This is a genomic window from Cryobacterium sp. Y29 (assembly GCF_002929825.1).
Taxonomy (GTDB): Bacteria; Actinomycetota; Actinomycetes; order Actinomycetales; family Microbacteriaceae; genus Cryobacterium.
In genome coordinates this window covers 262,071-280,390 of the sequence record NZ_PJJN01000036.1, presented here as the reverse complement: position 1 = coordinate 280,390, position 18,320 = coordinate 262,071, and the positions used below count along the sequence as shown (strand labels likewise).

General features: G+C 65.6%; 16 protein-coding genes. 8 read left to right on the top strand and 8 right to left on the bottom strand.

From position 1 onward, the window contains the following. Nucleotides 1–22: 22 nt before the first annotated feature. The 8 genes from CXY74_RS14510 (at nt 23) to CXY74_RS14475 (ending at nt 9,284) form a co-directional block, all read left to right on the top strand. The gene (locus CXY74_RS14510; RefSeq protein WP_104201064.1) at nt 23–1,534 is read left to right on the top strand and encodes a CoA-acylating methylmalonate-semialdehyde dehydrogenase; all 1,512 of its coding nucleotides are present in this window, start codon (nt 23–25) and stop codon (nt 1,532–1,534) included. Between the two features lie 8 nt (nt 1,535–1,542). Further along, entirely contained in the window at nt 1,543–2,448 is a 906-nt protein-coding gene (iolB, locus tag CXY74_RS14505) for a 5-deoxy-glucuronate isomerase (RefSeq protein WP_104201063.1), read from the top strand. A gap of 47 nt (nt 2,449–2,495) precedes the next feature. Further along, nucleotides 2,496–4,382 carry a 3D-(3,5/4)-trihydroxycyclohexane-1,2-dione acylhydrolase (decyclizing) gene (gene iolD, locus CXY74_RS14500; RefSeq protein ID WP_104201062.1) on the top strand — a complete coding sequence of 629 codons (1,887 nt, stop codon included), beginning with the start codon at nt 2,496–2,498 and terminating at the stop codon, nt 4,380–4,382. A 124-nt stretch (nt 4,383–4,506) separates the two neighbouring features. Next, a complete protein-coding gene (locus CXY74_RS14495; RefSeq protein ID WP_104201061.1) occupies nt 4,507–5,505 on the top strand; it encodes a Gfo/Idh/MocA family oxidoreductase in 999 nt (332 codons plus the stop codon). 26 nt (nt 5,506–5,531) lie between these two features. Then, nucleotides 5,532–6,401: a TIM barrel protein gene (locus CXY74_RS14490; RefSeq protein ID WP_104201170.1), complete on the top strand. Its 870-nt coding sequence runs from the start codon at nt 5,532–5,534 to the stop codon at nt 6,399–6,401. Between the two features lie 74 nt (nt 6,402–6,475). Next, complete coding sequence (locus tag CXY74_RS14485) at nt 6,476–7,453, top strand: sugar ABC transporter substrate-binding protein (protein WP_104201060.1); 978 nt, start codon at nt 6,476–6,478, stop codon at nt 7,451–7,453. Beyond that, nucleotides 7,450–8,490, top strand: coding sequence for an ABC transporter permease (locus CXY74_RS14480; protein WP_104201059.1), 1,041 nt, complete (start codon nt 7,450–7,452; stop codon nt 8,488–8,490). Before CXY74_RS14485 ends, CXY74_RS14480 begins: the two co-directional genes overlap by 4 nt. Next, nucleotides 8,487–9,284 carry an ATP-binding cassette domain-containing protein gene (locus CXY74_RS14475; RefSeq protein ID WP_104201058.1) on the top strand — a complete coding sequence of 266 codons (798 nt, stop codon included), beginning with the start codon at nt 8,487–8,489 and terminating at the stop codon, nt 9,282–9,284. Before CXY74_RS14480 ends, CXY74_RS14475 begins: the two co-directional genes overlap by 4 nt. A 65-nt stretch (nt 9,285–9,349) precedes the next feature. Here CXY74_RS14475 and CXY74_RS14470 read toward each other — a convergent pair whose 3' ends face one another. The 8 genes from CXY74_RS14470 to CXY74_RS14435 form a co-directional block, all read right to left on the bottom strand. Further along, nucleotides 9,350–10,072, bottom strand: coding sequence for a GntR family transcriptional regulator (locus tag CXY74_RS14470; protein WP_370446158.1), 723 nt, complete (start codon nt 10,070–10,072; stop codon nt 9,350–9,352). A 120-nt stretch (nt 10,073–10,192) separates the two neighbouring features. Continuing rightward, entirely contained in the window at nt 10,193–11,335 is a 1,143-nt protein-coding gene (locus CXY74_RS14465; protein ID WP_104201056.1) for a cysteine desulfurase family protein, read from the bottom strand. A 4-nt stretch (nt 11,336–11,339) separates the two neighbouring features. Further along, nucleotides 11,340–12,218, bottom strand: coding sequence for a carboxylating nicotinate-nucleotide diphosphorylase (gene nadC / locus CXY74_RS14460; RefSeq protein ID WP_104201055.1), 879 nt, complete (start codon nt 12,216–12,218; stop codon nt 11,340–11,342). Further along, complete coding sequence (gene nadB, locus CXY74_RS14455) at nt 12,212–13,831, bottom strand: L-aspartate oxidase (RefSeq protein WP_104201054.1); 1,620 nt, start codon at nt 13,829–13,831, stop codon at nt 12,212–12,214. Before nadB ends, nadC begins: the two co-directional genes overlap by 7 nt. A gap of 1 nt (nt 13,832) precedes the next feature. Then, nucleotides 13,833–15,143, bottom strand: coding sequence for a quinolinate synthase NadA (gene nadA / locus CXY74_RS14450; protein WP_104201053.1), 1,311 nt, complete (start codon nt 15,141–15,143; stop codon nt 13,833–13,835). 47 nt (nt 15,144–15,190) lie between these two features. Next, entirely contained in the window at nt 15,191–15,910 is a 720-nt protein-coding gene (locus tag CXY74_RS14445) for an NUDIX domain-containing protein (RefSeq protein WP_233193420.1), read from the bottom strand. An 87-nt stretch (nt 15,911–15,997) separates the two neighbouring features. Further along, nucleotides 15,998–16,768, bottom strand: a complete 771-nt coding sequence (locus tag CXY74_RS14440) for a polyprenol monophosphomannose synthase (RefSeq protein WP_233193419.1) — start codon at nt 16,766–16,768, stop codon at nt 15,998–16,000. A gap of 4 nt (nt 16,769–16,772) precedes the next feature. Beyond that, nucleotides 16,773–18,317, bottom strand: a complete 1,545-nt coding sequence (locus CXY74_RS14435) for a glycosyltransferase family 39 protein (protein WP_146070153.1) — start codon at nt 18,315–18,317, stop codon at nt 16,773–16,775. Nucleotides 18,318–18,320 lie beyond the last annotated feature (3 nt).

Here is an 18,320-nt window from a genome sequence, read left to right as displayed (position 1 = left end):
TCTCGTACAGAAGGAAGCACCCATGCCCGCACTAGCCACGGATTTAGCCCTCGTCGCGCACTGGATCGACGGAAAGGAACAGCCGGGAACCTCCGGCCGTACCGCGCCGGTCTTTGACCCGGCGCTGGGAACGGTGAGCAAGAATGTCTCGCTCGCCGACCAGGCCGAGATTGCGGCCGCCATCACCAGCGCCAAGGCCGCCTTCCCAGCCTGGCGCGACCTGTCCATGGCCAAGCGCCAGCAGGTTCTGTTCAGCTTTCGCGAACTGCTGAACGCCCGCAAGGGTGAGATGGCCGAGATCATCACGAGCGAGCACGGCAAGGTACTCTCCGACGCCCTCGGTGAGATCTCCCGCGGCCAGGAGGTCGTGGAATTTGCCTGCGGCATTCCGCACCTGCTCAAGGGCGACTACTCCGAAAACGTCTCCACCGGCGTCGACGTGTACTCCACCCGCCAGGCGCTCGGCGTCGTCGCCGTGATCAGCCCGTTCAACTTTCCGGCCATGGTGCCCATGTGGTTCTTTCCGCTCGCTCTCGCGGCCGGAAACTCGGTGATCCTGAAGCCGAGTGAGAAAGACCCGAGCGCGGCCATCTGGATGGCCAAGCTGCTCCAGGAAGCCGGCCTCCCCGACGGCGTGTTCACCGTGCTGCAGGGCGACAAAGAATCCGTCGACGGCCTGCTCGAACACCCCGACGTGAAGGCGATCTCCTTCGTGGGCTCGACCCCGATCGCCCAGTATGTCTACGAAACCGGCACCCGCCACGGCAAGCGTATTCAGGCCCTCGGTGGCGCCAAGAACCACATGCTGGTGCTGCCCGACGCCGACCTCGACCTCGTGGCCGACTCCGCTATCAACGCCGGCTTCGGCAGCGCGGGGGAGCGTTGCATGGCCATCAGCGTGATCGTCGCGGTCGAGCCCGTCGCCGACGTGCTGATCGAGAAGATCGTCACCCGTATGAATACCCTCACCGTGGGCGACGGACGCCGTTCCTGCGACATGGGTCCACTCGTTACCGAGGTGCATCGAGACAAGGTCGCGAGCTACATCGAGATCGCGAAGGAAGACGGCGCCAACATCGTCGTCGACGGCCGCGGCATCGAGGTCGACGGGGACCCGAATGGGTTCTGGCTCGGTCCGACCCTGATCGATGCCCTGCCAGTGACGTCCAAGGCTTACACCGAAGAGATCTTCGGGCCGGTACTGTCGGTGGTGCGTGTGGCGAGCTACGAGGAAGGCGTCGATCTGATCAACTCCGGTGCTTTCGGCAACGGAACGGCCATCTTCACCAACGACGGGGGCGCGGCTCGCCGTTTTCAGAACGAGATCGAGGTGGGCATGATCGGCATCAACGTACCGATCCCGGTGCCCGTGTCGTACTTCTCCTTCGGCGGCTGGAAGAACTCGCTGTTCGGCGACACCAAAGCGCACGGCGTCGAGGGCGTGCACTTCTTCACCCGTGGCAAGGCCATCACCAGCCGCTGGCTCGACCCGAGTCACGGCGGCATCAACCTCGGCTTCCCGCAGAACGCTTAGAGCAGACTATGACAACACAATCCACTGACTGGTTCTACGCCCGGGGCTCCCTCGAACACGACGGCTGGGAATCCGTCGTCGATAAGTCCATCAGCGGATGGCGCTACACCGGTATCCGCGTCGCCGCCCTCGCCGCAGGAGACTCCGTGTCGCTGGCCGCAGAAGCCGTCGAACGCATCGTGGTTCCCCTGGCCGGGTCGTTCACGGTGCGCTACACGCTCGCGGGCGAGACCGAGCAACGCTCCCAGGTGCTCGCGGGGCGGGCATCCGTTTTTCACGGACCCACCGACACCCTGTATTTGCCCACCGGTACCGCGCTCTCGATCGAAGGTGCAGGCCGGGTGGCTGTGGCTGAAGCGCCGACCGACCAGGCACTTCCAGTGGCTTACATTCCGAAAGCGGATGTCCCGATCGAGCTGCGCGGAGCTGGTCGCTCCAGCCGCCAAGTGCACAACTTCGGTACCCCGGGCAGCCTCGCGGCCGACCGGCTGATCGTGTGTGAGGTGATCACCCCGGCGGAGAATTGGTCGAGTTACCCGCCGCACAAGCATGACGAGTACACACCCGGCGTGGAGTCGAGCCTCGAGGAGATCTACTACTTCGAGACCGCCGTCACCCGCGGCCAGAGCGCGCCGGAGACGGCGAGTCCGTTCGGCCTTATGCGCACGTATTCCTCGGAGGCCGGAGACATCGACATTATGGCGGAGGTGCACACCGGCGACGTCGCTCTCGTACCCTTCGGCTGGCACGGCCCCTGCGTCGCAGCCCCCGGCTATGACCTCTACTACCTCAACGTGATGGCCGGGCCGGATCCCGACCGCTCGTGGCGCATCAGCGATGACCCGGCGCACGGCTGGATTCGGGACACCTGGGTGGGCCAGGAATTCGACTCGCGGCTTCCCTACACTGCTTAACTTCACCGCAGCACCCGAAAGGACACAACGCAGTGACTACTCGTCGTATGACAGTCAGCCAGGCACTCATCGAGTTTCTCGCGCACCAGTACACGGTCGACGGCGACGTGCGCGAACGCACCATCGTGGGAACCTTCGGCATCTTCGGCCACGGAAACGTCGCGGGAATCGGCCAGGCGCTCAAACAGCTCTCCGTTGAGGACCCGACGCTGATGCCGTATCACCAGGCGCGCAACGAGCAGGCGATGGTGCACGAATCGGTGGCTTTCGCCAGGATGCGTCGGCGTCGGTCGACCTTCGCTTGCACTGCCTCGGTGGGGCCGGGTGCCACCAACATGCTCACCGGTGCCGCCCTCGCGACAATCAACCGTTTGCCCGTTCTGCTCCTTCCCTCCGACACGTTTGCTACCCGGGCGGCTGACCCGGTGCTGCAGCAGCTCGAGCTTCCGAACGACGCGAGCATCAGCGTGAACGATGCTTTCAAGCCCTTGTCGCGGTTCTTCGACCGGGTGCAGCGCCCTGAACAGCTGTTTTCGGCGGCCATCGGCGCCCTGCGGGTGCTCACTGATCCGGTCGAAACCGGCGCGGTCACGTTGTGCCTTCCCGAGGACGTGCAGGCGCAGGCGTTGGACGTGCCGGTGGAGTTTCTCGCCGACCGCGAGTGGCCGATCCGTCGCCCCCGGCCGGATCGCGGCATCATCGACCAGGTCGTGCGCGCCATTCACGAGGCCAAACGCCCCATGATCGTCGCCGGCGGCGGCGTCATCTACTCCGATGCGGCTGCGGCGCTCGCGGCGTTCGTCGAGCTGACCGGCATTCCTGTCGGAACCTCACAGGCTGGCGTCGGATCCCTGGTTTGGGACCACCCACAGTGCCTCGGCGCGGTGGGGGCTACCGGCACCACCGCCGCCAACCGCATCGCCCGTGACGCCGACCTAGTCATCGGGATCGGCACGCGGTACAGCGACTTCACGACCGCCAGCCGCACCGCCTTCCAGCACCCCGGCGTGCGCTTCGTCAACATCAACGTAGCGTCCTTCGACGCGATCAAGCATGGCGCGGCAATTTCGGTGGTAGCGGATGCCCGGGAAGCACTCCTTGAACTCACCGTGGGTCTCGATCGGTACCGGGTCGACGCTGAATTCGCCGATCGCATCCGCTTGGAGAAGGCGGAGTGGAATTCGGTCGTCGATGCGGCCATCGCCCCGAGTAGGCGGCCGTTGCCAGCCCAGTCCGAGATCATTGGTGCGGTGCAACAGGCCTCCGACCCGCGCGATGTCGTCGTGTGCGCGGCCGGTTCGCTGCCTGGCGATCTGCACAAGCTTTGGCGGGTCCGCGACGAACTCGGCTACCACGTGGAATACGGCTTCTCCTGCATGGGGTACGAGATCGCCGGAGGCATCGGTGTGCGGCGGGCTGCCCCGGATCGCGACTCGATCGTCATGGTCGGCGACGGTTCGTATCTCATGATGCACACGGAGATCGTGTCGGCTGTGGCGGAGGGCCTGAAATTCATCATCGTGCTCGTGCAAAATCACGGCTACGCGTCCATCGGCCATCTGAGCGACACGGTCGGCTCGCAGCGCTATGGCACGCAATACCGTTTTCAGGACAAGTCCCACAACAATTTCGAAACGGATGTGACGCTGCCGATCGACCTGGCTGCCAACGCGGCAAGTCTCGGGATAGCCGTGATCAGGGTGGAGCCCGGGCCAGACGCCATCGCTGAACTGGCCGCGGCTGTGGCAACGGCGAAGGCTTCCACAACGGCGACCCTGATCCATATCAATAGCGACCCCCTCCTGTTTTCGCCCGATACGGAGAGTTGGTGGGACGTGCCGGTGGCCGAAGCCTCTGCCCTCGAGAGCACGACACAAGCACGCGCGGAATACGTAGCGCAGCGTGAAAGTCAGCGCCCCTATCTAGGGGCCTAGCCCATGTCGAAAAGATTTGTTCGTATGTCAAGACAAACACTTGACGGCGGTTTCGCAACCGTATACCGTGGTCAAAAGCGACAACATCAGGACAATAAAACAAATTCAATGTGGAGGCAATAAAGTGCGATTCGTAGTTCTGGGTGCCGGCAGGATCGGGCTCTCCCACGTCGGCACATTGAAGGCACAGTCCGGTGTCACCGACCTCCTGATCGCCGACCTCGATCCAGCCCGCGCCGCTGCCGCTGCCGCTTCGGTCGGCTCAGAATCCGCCACGATCGACGATGCATTCGCCTCGAAGCCGGACGGCATTGTGATTGCCGCCCCGACCTCGGCCCACGCCGAGCTCATCGTGCGGGCCGTGCGCGCCGGTATCCCCACCTTTTGTGAGAAGCCGCTCGCCGAAAGCCTCGCTTCGAGCATCGCGCTCGTTGAAGAGGTCGAGCGTCACGACGTTCCGGTGCAGATCGGATTCCAGCGCCGCTTCGACGCTGGTTATGTGGAAGCCAAGCGTGCCCTGCAGGCGGGTGACATCGGCGAATTGCGTCGGATGCATCTGTTGACCTGCGACCCGACTCCACCGCCGGCGGAGTACATTCCCAACAGCGGGGGAATCTACCGCGACTGCCACATCCATGACTTCGACATTCTGCGCTGGGTCACCGGCCGCGAGGTCGCTACGGTATTCGCGACCGGCGCCAACCGCGGTGCCTCCTTCTTCGCCGACGCCGGCGACGTCGACGAGTCCGCCGCCCTGCTCACCCTTGACGATGGCACGCTGGTCACGGTGCAGGGCTCGCGCTACAACGGCGCGGGCTACGACGTGCGCATGGAACTCGCCGGAAGCCTCGGAAACCGATCGGTCGGACTCGACGAGCGCGTTCCACTGACCAGCGCTGAGCCGGGCGTTAGCTTTCCCACTGAGTCGGCCTGGCCGAACTTTCAGGAACGATTCGCTTCCGCCTATGCAGCAGAGCTCGCCCGATTCGTCGCCGTCGCTGCGGGTGAAACCGCAAGTCCGTGCACCCCGCGGGACGCCCTCGAAGCGCTCTATATCGCCGAGGCCGCCGAGCAGTCCCGTGCCGAAGGTCGCCCGGTGCGCCTCGACGAAGTCAAGGGCTGAACGTGGTCGAGGCATCCGCTAATCTCTTGAGCCGCATCGCCGCCGCACCGATTTCCTGGGGCGTGTGCGAAGTTCCCGGTTGGGGATTTCAGCTCACCCCCGAGCGCGTTCTTGGCGAGATGCGAGAACTCGGTGTCGTGGCCACGGAATTCGGCCCCGAAGGTTTTCTTCCGGCCAGTCCCAGCGACAAATCGGCGACTCTCTCCGATGCCGGGCTGAAGGCCGTCGGCGGATTCGTGCCGATTGTGCTGCACGACGTGGATATCGATCCCGTTCCGGCTATCGAAGCTGAACTCGACTCGTTCGTCGCGGCCGGGGCAACCCGGCTCGTTCTCTCGGCCGACACCGGCCAGGTCGGTTACGACTCGAGGCCGACGCTGAGCGAGCAGGAATGGGTCACGCTGCTCGTCAACCTCGATCGTCTGGTGCAAACGGCGGCCGCACGTGGCGTGGTGGCATCGATCCACCCGCACGTCGGAACGATGATCGAATCGAGCGACGATGTTGCGCGGGTGTTGAACGGCTCCCAGATCGGGCTCTGCCTCGACACCGGGCACCTTCTCATCGGTGGGACCGACCCGGTTGAGCTGGCTCGCAGCAGCGCCGCCAGGATCAGCCACGTACACCTCAAGGACGTGCGCCGGGAACTGGCCGAGCGGGTACAGCGCAAGGACCTGAGCTACACCGACGCGGTGCGCCTGGGCCTGTACGCGCCGCTCGGATCCGGCGATATCGACATCGCATCGATCGTTCGTTCGCTGGAGGCGGCCGGTTATGCGGGCTACTACGTGCTCGAGCAGGACACCATCCTGACCGAAAACCCACCCGTCGGCCAGGGCCCGCTCTCCGATGTGCGCACCAGCATAGACTTTATCGCCGCTTTGGCGACTCCCTAAAACATCTCAGTCCCGACAGCACCACCCGCACCACACACAGCACTATTCACATGTATCCAATGGAGGATTCACTCATGAAGTTCAAATATCGCTGGATGACGGCGCTCGTCGTCCTGCCCCTCGCGCTTACCGGTTGCACGGCCACCACCAACACTGCAGACACCACGACCACCGACGCTGCGGCATCCGGCGACAAGGTCACGATCGCGGTCGTCACCCACGGCTCCCCGGGAGATACCTTCTGGGACGTCGTCAAGAGCGGTGCGGAGCAGGCCGGCACCGATTTGGGAGTCACCGTCACGTACCAAGGCGATGGCGACCCGGTGAAGCAGAGCCAGCTGATCGACGCAGCTATCGCCACGAAGCCGGACGGTCTCATCGTCTCGATGGCCAACCCCGACGGTGTCCAGAACGCGGTTGAAAAGGCGGTCGCCGCTGGAATCCCGGTGATCACCATCAACTCCGGTCTCGACCAGTCCAAGGAATTCGGTGCACAGACCCACATCGGTCAGAGTGAGTTCATCGCCGGCCAGGGCGCGGGGGAGCAGCTCGCCGAAGGCGGCGTCAGCAACGTCATCTGCGTCATTCATGAGGCCGGCAACACCGGACTGGAAGAACGCTGCAATGGTGCAGCGGACACCCTCGGCGGCACGGTCACCAACGTTCAGGTCGACGTCGCGAACGTCGCGGACGCTCAGAACACCATCAAGAGCAGCCTTCTGGCGGACGCGTCCATCGATGGCGTGCTCACCCTGAACCCGGGCATCGCCGTCGCGGCCAGCCAAGCCATCGAGGAAGCCGCCAGCACAGCCGTACTGGCGACCTTCGATGTGTCCTCCGACGTCACCCAGTTGATCCTCGACGACAAGATCCTGTTTGCCGTCGATCAGCAGCCTTATTCCCAGGGCTACCTCCCCGTGACCTTCCTCACCCTGCAGGCGCGCAACGGCGACGTTGTCGGCGGCGGTCTTCCGGTCTACTCCGGCCCCGGCTTCGTTACCAAGGAGAACGCAGATCAGGTCGCGAAGTTCGCGAAGAATGGAACGCGATGACCCTCACCGCACCTGCGGTGATCGATGAACGGATCAAGCCCGCCGGCCTGATCATCACGCTGCTGCGCCGACCCGAGGTCGGCGCGGCGGTTGCCGCCCTCGCCATTTTCATCTTCTTCTCGGTCTCAACGCAGGCGTTTCTGACACCGGCGGGCGTGGCCACCTGGCTCTACTCCGCATCCCTGTTCGGCATCATGGCCGTCGCGGTGGCCCTGCTCATGATCGGCGGAGAGTTCGACCTCTCCGCCGGTGCCATGGTCGGTACAACGGGACTGATCGTGGGGATCGTCACGACCGAATGGGGCGTCAATATCTGGCTCGCCCTGGTCATGGCCCTGGCTATTGCCCTCGCCATCGGTGCTGCGAACGCCTTCGTGGTCATGAAGACGGGACTGCCGAGCTTCATCGTGACGCTCGCCACCTTTTTCATTCTGCAGGGAGTGAACCTCGCCGTCACGAAGATCATCACCGGCACCGTATCAATTCAGGGCATGAGCGCCGTGCCCGGCTTCGATGCCGTCAGGGTGTTCTTTGGCTCTTCCTTCAGCCTGTTCGGCATGGACGTAAAGATCTCCATCGTCTGGTGGCTCGCTATTACCGCCCTCGCCACCTGGATTCTGCTGCGTACCCGCGCTGGCAACTGGATCTTCGCGGTCGGTGGACAGATCACCAGCTCCCGCCAGGTAGGCGTGCCGGTCATGAAGGTCAAAATGGGCCTGTTCATGACCACGGCCGGTGCCGGGTGGCTGGTCGGAATGCTGCAGCTGTTCGATGTATCGACCGTGCAGGCCACCACCGGCATCGGCCAGGAGTTCATTTACATCATCTGTGCCGTGGTCGGCGGCTGCCTGCTGACCGGCGGCTACGGTTCGGCCATCGGTGCGGCGCTCGGTGCCCTCATCTACGGCATGACCCTGCAGGGCATCGTGTTCGCCCAGTGGGACAACAACTGGCTCAAGGCTTTCCTCGGTGGGATGCTGCTGCTGGCCGTGCTCGTCAACCTCTATGTACGCCGCCAGGCAGGAGTTCGCTCATGACGCACGCAGAAGCATCCGCTGCCGCGCCCATTCTCGAAGTTCGGGACATCGGCAAGACCTACGGTTCCATTTTGGCGCTGCAGGGTGTGTCGGCCTCGGTCGGGGTCGGTGAAGTCCTCTGTGTGCTGGGGGACAACGGTGCCGGAAAGTCGACGTTCATCAAGATTCTGTCCGGGGCGCACGCCCACACCCAGGGCAAACTGCTCGCCTACGGGATCGAGCGCACCTTCGGCAGCCCACGTGAGGCCCTGGATCTGGGGATCGCGACGGTCTACCAGGATCTCGCCGTGGTTCCGCTGATGCCGGTCTGGCGAAACTTCTTTCTGGGCTCGGAGGTGACTCGTGGGTTCGGCCCGTTCAGCCAGCTGGACGTCAAGGGCATGCGCCGGATCACCAAGGAAGAGCTCGCCAAGATGGGCATCGACCTGCGCGATGTCGACCAGCCGATCGGCACCCTGTCGGGCGGTGAACGCCAGTCGGTGGCCATCGCACGCGCCGTGTATTTCGGCGCAAAGGTCGTCATCCTCGACGAGCCGACCTCCGCTCTGGGCGTCAAGCAGGCCGGTGTGGTGCTCAAGTACATCGCGCAGGCCCGCGACCGCGGCCTCGGGGTAGTTTTCATCACGCACAACCCGCACCACGCCTATCCCGTCGGCGACCGGTTCCTGCTGCTCAAGCGCGGAACCAGCCTCGGCGATTTCAAGAAGAGCGAGATCACGATCGAGGAAATGACCAAGCTCATGGCGGGCGGAGCAGAACTCGACGCGCTGGCGCACGAGCTCGCTCGCTCCTAGCTCGCCTCAGGAAAAGATCTGGCCGGCTGACCCTGTGGGGGTTCAGGCGGCCAGACGACGTTGCGCTACTTCTCGACCAGCGTCACTTCGAAGGAGTACAAGTCGGGGCGGTAGCAGTGTTGGCCGAACTCGACAGCGCGACCTGAGTTGTCGAATGCTGTGCGGTCCATCGTAAGCAGGGCCGAGTTCTTCTCGATCTCCAGCAAGGCGGATTCTTCGTTGGTGGACTTGCGGGCACCGATGTGCTGGCGGGCGACGCGCATCGTCACTCCGCGCGAGCGCAGCACCTGGTAGAGGCCGTGCGCGACGAGGTCCTCGGGTTCGATGCCGATGAACTCCTCGGGCAGCCAATTTTCCATGACGGCCACTGGCACGTCGTCGGCCAAGCGCACCCGGCGCAAGTGGAGCGTGGGCGTGCCTTCCTCGATTCCGAGGCGCTCGGCTGTTTTCGCATCCGCTGCCTGCGATTCGAGGGTCAGCAGGTGGGTCGAGGGCGCCTTGTGCGTGCTAGTGAGGTCGTCGTAGAGGCTGGTCAACTCGACCTTGCGCGTCACCTGGCCGTGCACGACCTGGGTGCCGATGCCGCGACGACGCACCAGCAGGCCCTTGTCAACGATTTCCTGGATGGCGCGGCGCACGGTTGGGCGGCTGAGGCCCAGGCGTTGGCCGAGGGCGACCTCGTTCTCGAGGCGTGATCCGGCTGGCAGTTCGCCGCTGAGAATGGCCTTCTCGATGCGCTGGGAGACTTGGAAATATAGGGGAATCGGGCCGGACCGTTCTAGATCCATGAACATTCCCATGGGGAGGGTGTTTTCTTCCTTCGCGCTCAAAAGGCACCTCACTGACAAGCCAACCGGTTTGGCCAATTGTCATGACAATATCAGGTCATGCTGTTGGTCGTCAGTAATTCACACGCCGAGCCGGGCCACCGCGGCGACTGCTGCACGAACGGATGCTGCGCCCGCGGCCGCCTCCTCCGCCGTCGTACCAGCGCCCAGCGTGAACCGCACCGCTGTCTGAGCCACGTCGGCCGACAGGCCCATCGCTGTGAGCACGTGCGAGGGCTCGCTGCTTCCGGCCGCGCAGGCGGACCCACTCGAACAGACGATGCCGCGTTGTTCGAGCTCGAGCAGCACCGCCTCGCCGCTCGTGCCTGGAAACACGAACGACGCGGTGCCCGGCAGGCGTTCGGTGCGGTGTCCGGTGAGGCGGGCCGACGGGGTCTCGCCCAGCACGGTGGCGATAAATTCATCGCGCAGAGCGCCGGTTCGACTGGCGGCCAGAGCGCGTTCCGCGACGGCCAGACGTAGCGCCACGGCCAGAGCCACCGCCCCGGCGACGTTCTCGGTACCGCTGCGTTTGCCGCGTTCCTGCCCGCCACCGTGCAGCAGCGGTTCGATCGGCAGACGCCCGCGCAGAAAGACGGCACCGATGCCGGGGGGAGCGCCGAGTTTGTGGCCGGACAGGCTCAGCGCATCCACGCCGAGCCTCGTCACGTCAAGGTCGAGCCAGCCGCCGGCTTGCACCGCATCGGTATGGAACGAAACGCCAGCGGCGTGAGCTACAGCGGCCAGTTCGGCCAGGGGCTGCACCGTGCCGACCTCATTGTTGGCATAGTGCACGGAGATCAGGGTCGTGTCGGGGTGAAGCGCACGGGCCAGGCCAGCGGGGTCGACGCGGCCGGCGGCATCCACCGGCAGCAGTGTGATCTCGAAACCGTGCAGGCGGTGCAGGTAGTCGCAGGATTCCAGTACGGCTTCGTGCTCGATCGCGGTGGTGACCACGTGGCGGCCGCGCGGGGTGCCCAGCGCTATGCCTTTGATCGCGAGGTTGTCGCTCTCGGTGCCGCCGCTCGTGAACACAACCTCGCCGGGACGACACCCGAGCGACTGCGCCACGCTGCGCCGTGCCTCCAGCAGTGCGGCCGCCGCAGCTTCGCCAACCTGATGGTGGCTCGACGGGTTACCGAAACTGCCGGTCAGATGCGGCCACAGGGCCTCGAGTGCTTCGCGGCGCACCGGGGTCGTCGCGGCGTTGTCCAGGTAGATCATGGGTCTAGAGCGCGAACCCGGCCGGCGTGTTCACTCGAATGGCGATATCGAGGCCGAGGTCGAGAGAGTGCACGCTGTGTGTGAGCGCTCCCACCGAGATGACATCGACACCGGATGCCGCGATCTCGCGCACCGTCGCCAGCGACACACCGCCGCTCGCCTCGACGATCGCGCGCCCGGCGACCTGAGCGACGCCCGCGAGCAGGTCGTCGGGGCTGAAATTGTCGAGCATGATCGTGTCGATGCCGGCGGCGATTACGTCTTCGATCTGGTCGAGGCGGTCGACCTCCACCTCGAAGTGGGTGGTGTGCGAGAGGCGGGCGCGCACGGCCAGCAGCGCCTCGGTCAGGCTGAGTGGCCCGGCCGCGAGCACAGCGAGGTGGTTGTCCTTGGCCATGACGGTGTCGGAGAGGCTGAACCGGTGGTTGTGGCCGCCGCCATCGCGAACGGCCTGCCGCTCCAGGGCGCGCAGCCCGGGGGTGGTCTTGCGGGTGTCCACGATGCGGGCCTGGGTGCCAGCCGTCTCGGCCACGTACCGGGCGGTCAGGGTGGCGATTCCGCTCATCCGCTGCACGAAGTTCAGGCCGATGCGCTCCGCCTGCAGGATGCCGCGGGCCGGGCCGGTCACTTCGGCGAGCGTTGCACCCGCAGCGAACGGGTCGCCGTCGGTGACGAACGGGCGTACCTCGATGCGGGCGTCGGTCAGGGCGAAGGCGGCGGCGAACACGGCGCCTCCGCTGAATACGCCCGGTTCGCGCGCTTCGAGCCGGGCCGTCGCGACAGCGTCTTCGGGAATGAGCACGGCCGAGGTGAGATCGCCCCACGGGGCGTCCTCGTCGAGGGCGGCCTGCACTACAACGGTGATGGAATGGTCGGTCAGCATGCGATGGCCTCCTGGGCCGCAACGAGTGGGAGTGGTTGTATGTGTCGTGCTTGCGTAACTGAGCGGGCCAGTTCGGGCCGGGGTTCGGGAAAGTCCGAGCGGTAGTGCGCGCCGCGGGACTCTTCGCGGGCCAGGGCGGCGGCCACGAGCAGCCGGCCGAGACCGAGCAGGTTGCGGTCTTCGAGGGCGGCGACCGAGGTGCTGGTCTGTTCCGGTGCGGTCCACCCGGCGAGGAGGGCGGCGGCGGTAGCCAGGCCGCCACCCGAACGGTGCACCCCGGCGAGGTCCCAGAGGAGCTGTTGGAGCGTTGGGCGATCAACCAGCGTGCTGGCGTCAGCGGACGGTAACTTTATGGCGGTCTCGTCGGGCAGGCCAGGGATCGAGCTGGTCGAGATTTCGACCGGCGGATGGGGGCGCTTTGCGGTGCGGGTCGCGCCGGTTGGCCACGGCTGGCCGAGCGCGCGCACTGCGCGGTCGGCGAAAACCGCCGCTTCGAGCAAAGAATTGGAGGCGAGCCGGTTGGCGCCGTGCGCTCCGGTGTGAGCGACCTCGCCGACGGCGAAGAGCCCGGGCAGGCTGGTGCGGGCCCAGGTATCCGTTGCGACGCCGCCCATCCAGTAGTGCGCGGCCGGCGCCACCGGGATGGCCTCGATCGCCCAGTCGAGACCTGCCGCCCGGCAGGCTGTCGTGATGGTGGGGAACCGGGTTTCGAGCAGCTCGCGTCCGAGCGCGGTCGCGTCGAGCAGTACCGGGGAGCCGCCCTGTCGTTCCATCTGGCGGGCGATGGCACGGGCGACGACATCGCGTGGCGCGAGTTCGGCGTCGGGGTGTTCGGCGAGCATGAAGCGATCGGCGAGGAGACTGCGCAGAACGGCGCCTTCACCCCGCACCGCCTCGGACACGAGCGGGGTGCCGGGCACGGCCAGGGCGGTCGGGTGAAACTGGTAGAACTCCAGATCGACAACGTTTGCGCCGGCACGGTACGCCGCCGCTACTCCGTCACCGGTCGCGACCGAGGGATTGGTGGTGTGGGTGTAGAGGGCGCCGGCACCGCCGGTGGCGAGGATCACGGCGTCGGCTTCGACGGTTCGCTGCACGTTGTCCGGGCCGAGAACGCGGGCGCCCCCCACGACGCCGCCGTCGACCAACAGGTCGACGAGCATCGTATGTTCGCGCACGTCGATCGAGGCCCGGCGTCGCACGGTCGCCACGAGGGCAGCCTCGACGGCGGCCCCGGTCGCGTCGCCGCCGGCGTGCACGACACGCGAGCGTGAGTGTGCCGCTTCCAGTCCGCGCGCCACGCCCGACTCGTCCCGGTCGAAGTCCACGCCGAAGCGGATGAGGTCGCGCACCCGGGCCGGGCCTTCTTCGCAGAGCACCCGTACCGCGGCCGGCTCGCACAGTCCGGCACCGGCGCGCAGGGTGTCGAGCACGTGCGCGTCGACCGAGTCGTCCCGAAACAGGGCAGCGGCAATGCCGCCCTGCGCATAGCGGGTATTGCTCTCTGGCAGTACCGACTTGGTGACGAGGACCACATGGTGTCCGGCATCCGCTGCGCGCACGGCGGCCAGCAAGCCACCGAGGCCGCTGCCGATGACGAGGATCGACGCCATGTCAGGCGCCGACCAGAACCGGTGGCCGGGCTGCGAGCATCCGCTCGAGGGCAAGTCGCGCGTGCCCGGCGACATCGGCCGAGACCGTGATCTGGTTGAGAACCTGACCGGGCGCTTCGCCACCGCCGACGAGTGCCTCGAGCACCCAGGCCAGGTAGCCGGCGTGGATTCGGTACATGGTCGAGCAGGGGCAGATCACCGGGTCGAGGCAGAAGATCTCGTGCTCGGGATGCTCGGCGGCGAGACGGTTCACGAGGTTGATCTCGGTTCCGATCGCAAAGGTCGTGCCGGCCGGAGCGGCGGCGATCGTCTTGGCGATGAAGTCGGTGGATCCGGCCGAGTCGGCGGCGTCAACGACCTCCATCGGGCATTCCGGGTGCACGATGACCTGCACGCCTGGGTGTTCAGCGCGGGCGGCCTGGATCTGCGGCACGGTGAAGCGGCGGTGCACGCTGCAGAAGCCGTGCCAGAGCACGACCCGGGCGTCATCGAGTTGCTCGGCCGTGTTGCCTCCGAGCGGTTTGGTCGGATTCCACATCGGCATCTGTGCCAGCGGAACGCCCATGGCCTTGGCGGTGTTGCGGCCGAGGTGCTGGTCGGGAAAGAACAGAACCCGCTGGCCACGTTCGAACGCCCACTCGAGCACGGCCTGGGCGTTCGAGGAGGTGCAGACGATGCCGCCGTGCTCTCCACAAAAGCCTTTGAGCGCCGCGGAGGAGTTCATGTAGGTGACGGGAATCACGGGAACTCGGCCGGAAGCATCCGGAGCCGTGCCGTAGAGGTCCACGAGCTGCTCCCAGCACTCGGTGACGGAGTCGATGTCGGCCATGTCGGCCATGGAACAGCCGGCGGCGAGGTTGGGCAGAATCACGGCCTGGTCGCCGCCGGAGAGCAGATCGGCGGTTTCTGCCATGAAGTGCACGCCACAGAACACGATCGCAGCTGCGTCGGGACGGCTCTGCGTGGCCTGGGCCAGCTGAAAGGAATCGCCGACGAAATCCGCGTGGCGCAGCACCTCATCGCGCTGGTAGAAGTGACCGAGGATGACCACCGAATCGCCGAGCACGTTTTTGGCTTCGACGATGCGTGCGCTGAGTTCCTCCGGTGAGGCGGTGCGGTAGCGCTCCGGCAGCGCGCCCTGACGGGGCGACCCGGCCGGTATCACGTCGCCCATCGACGAACCGGGTCCGTAGCCGGGCGTGCCGGCGTCGAGCTCCCACGGAGGCGTCGCCAGGTCGGTGCTGCACGTGCTGCCGGCGACTTTGCCGGTGCTGATGAGACGGATGGTGGTCTCGACCGAGGGAATATTCATGGCCGTGCTCCTTGAAAGTGGTGGGGTGGAAAGTGCGACACAGTGGGTCAGACAGTTGGTCCGGGTGGGTCGTGCGCGGTGGCCCGATCGTCGTAGCGGTAGAGCCGTGCTGGGCGATGCCGGGCCCCAGCCACATATTGGTCGGTGCTGATCAGGCTGCCGCTCGCCTCGATCGACCGGCGAAAATTGGCCGGGTCGAGTGCTTTCTGCAGGACGGCCTCGTGTACCCCGCGCAGTTGGGCGAGGGTGAACGTGTCGCCGAGGAACGCGTGGGCGATGCGGGCATATTCCACCTTGGTGCGTAGCCGCCAGAGCGCGTATTCCACGATGCGGTTGTGGTCGAAGGCGAGCGGTGGAAGTCTGTCCGCGGCGAACCAGCGCACGTTCTCTCCAACGGATGCCCGCTCCGCGACTTCGGAACGCACGAGCGCCCAGTAGACGACGGAGACCACGCGCAGCCCGGGGGAGCGGTCCATATCACCGAAGGTGTACAACTGCTCGAGGTACCGCGGCGAGAGATCGGTTGTCTCACGCAGGGTACGTGCTGCGGCCGCCGCGAGTTCCTCGTCGGCCGGCAGCCAGCCGCCCGGCAGCGCCCAGAGGCCGAGATGTGGCTCGCGGGTGCGGCGCACGAGGGGCAGCCACAAAGTCTCGCGTCCCGACGTGTCGTCCCGGCGCAGGGTGAAGATTACCGTTGAGACGGCCAGGGTTGCTCGGGCACTTCCAGGCTCGAGCGGGCTCTGCTCGGTCAGATGATGCTCCAGCACGGGGATCCAGTCGTAAAGGTCGAAGTGACTTTATCTGCTGGGATCATCATATAGTCAAATCGACTCAAACACCGAAATATGTCAAATTCAGGCTTGACGTGCGGCCGCAGCGGCCTCGCGTGCGCCAGTTCGGCTGATACCCATACCCATCACGCCCCACAGTGTTACGCGGGCCATCGCCTCCACGGCGATGCGTGGACTCATCTTCGACGCTCCCCGTACCCGCTCGACGAATGTGATCGGTACCTCGACCACGCGCAGGTCGGCCCGCACGGCGTGCAGAAGCATTTCGATTTGAAAGCAATAGCCGAGGCTGTCCACGCTGGACAGGTTCATCCGTTCGAGGGCCTGGGCCGAGTAAACCCGGTAGCCACCGGTAGCGTCTCGTTGGGGCAGCCGCAATAGCAACCGGGAATAGAACGACCCTCCGCGGGAGAGCGCTCGCCGGTGCCACGGCCAATTCTCGATGGCCCCGCCGGGCACCCAGCGTGACCCGATCACGACGTCGGCCGTGTCGGCCGCCGCCAGCAGACTCGTGAGCTGCTCTGGCAGATGGGAGCCGTCGGCATCGATCTGCACCAGCTGTGTATAACCGCGGGAAAGGCCCCAGCCGAAGCCGTCGAGATACGCAGCCCCGAGCCCGGTCTTCTCGGTGCGATGCAGCACGTGAACGCTCGGATCCCGGGCCGCCAGGCCGTCGGCGAGTGCGCCCGTGCCGTCGGGGGACGAATCATCGACGACCAGGATGTGCACGTCGGGCACACTGCAACGCAGTCGACCCACGATCGAGGCAATATTTTCTGCCTCGTTGTAGGTCGGCACGAGTACCAGGGTGGTGGGCACAGAGTTGGTCGGCACGACGTTACCTCGTCATTTCAATGATGCGGGTGCGGTTTACCAGTGTCGACTGGGCGACGTGGAATCCTTGAAGGGTGAGCGTGCGGACATTCGTTTCTCTTTTCGAATCTCCACTTCCCGAGTATTGCAGGAGCCAGACGCGGTCCAGGGCCGTTACGGCCGGGAGCGCGTCGGTCAGTGGTTCAACCTCGTCCCACAGCCAGGTCGTGGCGTCGTATGGGCGGGTGAGGGTCACATCACGCAGGCCGACGAAGGCCTCGGGGTAGAGATGCATGGCCAGCCGCGGGATGCGTGACGGGCGCACGCTCTGGTCGAAGACAACACCATCACCGGGCGTCGCTTCGGTGGCGATGATGTCGGCGGCCTGGCGCCAGTCGCTTCCCTCGTTCTTGCCGAAGTCACCGCGTTGCGCGGCGTAAGCAGGCACGATCACGGCCACCAGTGCCAGCACGCTCGCTGCCCGCAACCAGTTGTTGGCGAGTGCTGCAACGCCGACGGCAATGACGATGCCCACCGCCGGGGCACAGAGCGACAGGTAGCGCAACGAATACATCGGTACCAGTTGGGTGCCGATGAGCAGAATGGCACTGGGTATCACCATCCACGCTAAAAAAATTGTCAGTCCAGCGCGTCCGGGCAATCCGGTGAACCGATGGGTAACGGGACCGCGCAGGAACACCCCGAGCACTGCCACGAGGATGAGCGCCCATGCCGCGATCGCCACCGGAATAGTGTCGAACCACTGCATCACCGCCGCCTCTGAGACCGTCACCTGTGGCCGTCGGCCGATGAAGGCGATCTGTTCCCGCTGCGCGGAACCCGCCAGAAATATCGGGATGGCCAGTAGCAGCCCGAGCGCGCTCGCGCTCACCCAGAGGACGGCGCTGCGCCACAGAAGATGCGCTCGCGCCAGCACCAGAACCACCACCACGTGCACCGGCAGCAGCAAAGCCAGAAATAGAAAGACGTAGATGCCGAGCGCGAGCAGCAGGGAATATCCGCCCCACAGCAGGATCTGGTGGCTTCGACGAGCGCCTGTACTGCGCACCGCGTGCACGAGCAGCACGGTGAGCCAGACCCCGATGGCCGTCGCGATAGCGGTGGATCGTGCTTCGGAGCCCATATAGGTGACCCGGGGAATCAGAGCGAAGACCAGGCCACCGCCGATGGCCACCCGCGACGCCATGAAGAAGCGAGCCAGAACGACAGTCCCCGACGCGGCAACACCGATCGCGATCGCACTCGGCAGCCGGGTGGAGAGCTCTGAACTGCCGAAGAGATCGATCCAGCCGTGTAGAAACAGGTAATACGCGCCGTGCACGGCATCGACGTTGTTGAGCATGCCGAACAGCGAGGGCAGCGATCGTTCAGCCGACATGATGCTCGCAGCCTCATCGCCCCAATACGACGGCTGCCAGGACCAGGCGAACGAGATTAGACAAGCCACCAGGCCGACGAGACCTGCCGACCAGCCGGGTGAGCGCCGCATCCACAGGGATCGTCCGGGTACCGGAGATGCCGTGAGGTGCGAAGCGAGAACGGAAGTCACCCT